General features: G+C 62.9%; 2 protein-coding genes. Both read left to right on the top strand.

Features of this window, described 5'->3' with window-relative positions; translation table 11 throughout:
- On the top strand, positions 1 to 1,722 hold a 1,722-nt coding region (locus tag ACIQ36_RS19855), incomplete at its 5' end, for a putative 2-aminoethylphosphonate ABC transporter permease subunit (RefSeq protein ID WP_395832586.1).
- A gap of 15 nt (positions 1,723 to 1,737) precedes the next feature.
- On the top strand, positions 1,738 to 2,663 hold a 926-nt coding region (locus tag ACIQ36_RS19850; protein ID WP_395832584.1), incomplete at its 3' end, for a TIGR03364 family FAD-dependent oxidoreductase.

Raw genomic sequence — 2,663 nt, 5'->3', positions numbered from 1 at the left:
CCCTGCACCTGTTCCCGGCGGGTTGAGACGATGACAGCCCTCCAACCAAGCGCCCGCGCGCCGCTGAACCTGGAAGCCCTCGCCCTCCGCACGGGGCTGGCGGCGATTGTGGCGGGGCTCGTGCTCGGCATTGCCGTGCCGCTGGTCTGCCTGTTTCAACTGGCGCTCGAATCCCGCGACGGGCGCTTCGTGGGGGCGGAAAACCTGCTGCGGTTTCTCGCAACGCCGAGCCTGGCCCAATCGGTCTGGAACAGCATCTGGACCGCTGGGGTTGTGGTCTTCATTACCGTGCCCGTGGCCTTCGGGTATGCCTATATGCTAACGCGGACCTGCGCCAAGGGGCGCGGCGCGCTCAATGCGATTGCCGCCATTCCGCTGCTCGCCCCCTCGGTCCTACCCGCGATTGCGCTGATTTATCTTTTTGGCAATCAGGGGCTTTTGCGTCCGATCCTGCCCGAAGGGTTCGATATTTACGGGCCGTGGGGCATTATCATGGCCCATGTTTTCTTCGCTTTTCCGCAAGCGCTGATTATTCTCGTGACCGCCCTTAGCACCGCCGACGCCCGCCTGTATGAGGCGGCCGCCAGCTTAGGCACGCCCGCCCGGCGCATCTTTACGACAATTACCCTGCCGGGGGCGCGCTATGGGCTTATCGGGGCGATTTTCGTCGTTTTTACCGAGGTTATCACCGATTTCGGCGTAGCGAAGGTCATCGGCGGGCAGTTCAACGTGCTGGCGACCGATGTGTATAAGCAGGTCGTGGGCCAACAGAATTTCCCGATGGGGGCGACGATTGGTCTGGTGCTGCTGCTGCCCGCCGTCGCCGCGTTTCTCGTGGATCGCGCCGTTCAGCGCCGCCAGCAGGCGCAACTGACCGCCCGCGCCGTGCCGCTGGTGCCGCAGCCGGATGCGCGCCGCGATGGGTTCGCGCTCGGCTATGGGCTGTTGATCGCCGCGCCGATTCTGCTGATCCTGGGGATCGCCGCCTGGGCCTCCTTCGTCAGCTATTGGCCCTATAATCTCAGCCTCACCCTGCGCCATTATGATTTCAACGAGGTCGATGCCCAGGGCTGGAACGCCGTTTGGAACACCCTGCGCCTCGGGGTGTGGAGCGCCTGCATCGGAACACCCTTAGTCTTCATCACGGCCTATCTGCTGGATCGGGTGAAGGATGCCACGCGGCTTGTTACCTTAGGCCGGATTCTGGTGCTCATTCCGCTCTCGGTGCCGGGGCTGGTGATGGGGCTGGCCTATATCTTCTTTTTCAATGCGCCCTGGAACCCGCTGAACCTTCTTTACGGCACGCTGGCCATTCTCATTCTCAATACGGTGATGCGTCTCGTGCCCGTCACCTATGTGACCGCCACCACCGCGCTCACCGCCATCGACCGCGAGTTCGATGTGGTGGGGGCGTCGCTAAAAGTCCCCGCGTGGCGCACCTTTTTTCGCGTGACCGTACCCCTCTGTTTGCCGACGCTGCTGGGCATCTGGATCTATTTCTTCACCAATGCCGCGACTACCCTATCGGCGATCATCTTTCTCTATGTCGCCGGGACGAAAACCGCCTCCATCGCCATCGTTAATATGGACGAAGCGGGCGCGACCGCCTCTGCCGCCGCAATGGGGATGATTATTGTCGCCCTCTGTGCCGCCGCCAAACTCGTGCAACTCACCCTCGTCGGCTGGATCGAACGCCGCCGCAAACGCTGGACCGAACGGTAAAGGTATTTCTCATCAATGCGTTATGATCTCGCCGTTATTGGGGCCGGTGTCGTCGGCCTTGCCCATGCCACCCTCGCCGCTCGCGCAGGACTAAAAGTGGTCGTGATCGACCGCGATATGCGCGCTAATGGCGCTTCCGTGCGCAACTTCGGCTTCGTCACCGTCACCGGCCAAGGCCAGGGCGATACGTGGCGGCGCGCGCGTTTCAGCCGCGATATTTGGGCCGAAATCGCCCCCCAGGCCGGAATCGACGTACTGCATCGCGGGCTTGTGATGCTCGCCCATTCCCCTCTAGCCCGGCAGGTCATTGAGGAGTTCGCCCGCGACCCGATGGGCGACGACTGCACCCTTTGGGAGCCGGATCAAGTGCGCGCCGCCCTTCCCTTCGCCCAGGGAAGCGGTTTGACCGGGGGACTCCACTCCCCCCACGAGTTGCGCGTTGAATCCCGCACCGCAATTCCGAAGCTCGCGGCATGGCTGGAGGAAACCCAGGGCGTTGTCTTCAAACGCGGCCGCGCTGTTACCGGTGTCGCGCCGGGACGGGTTGAAACCGCGCACGGCCCGATTGAAGCGGACGCGATTGCCGTTTGCCCCGGCCATGATTTCCGCACGCTGTTTCCCGAGGTCATCGCCCGCCATCGCCCGCAGGAGTGCAAACTCCACATGCTCCGTCTCTCCGATCCCGGTTGGCGCTTGCCGCACGCGGTGATGAGCGATTTCGGCCTGCTGCGCTATCGCGGCTACCATGTTTGCCCGTCGCAACCGGCGTTGGCCGCACAGTTGCAGCAGGAATCGCCGAAGATTCTGGCCGATGGTATTCATCTGATCGTCGTGCAAAGCGCCGATGGCTCGCTGGTCGTCGGCGATTCGCACCATTATGGCGCGACGGTGGATGATTTTGCGCCCGAAAGCGTGGATCGGAAGATCTTAGAGCTTGCCCG

Source organism: Elstera sp., assembly GCF_044372965.1.
Classification (GTDB): Bacteria; Pseudomonadota; Alphaproteobacteria; order Elsterales; family Elsteraceae; genus Elstera.
This window is presented reverse-complemented; position numbering and strand designations above follow the sequence as displayed.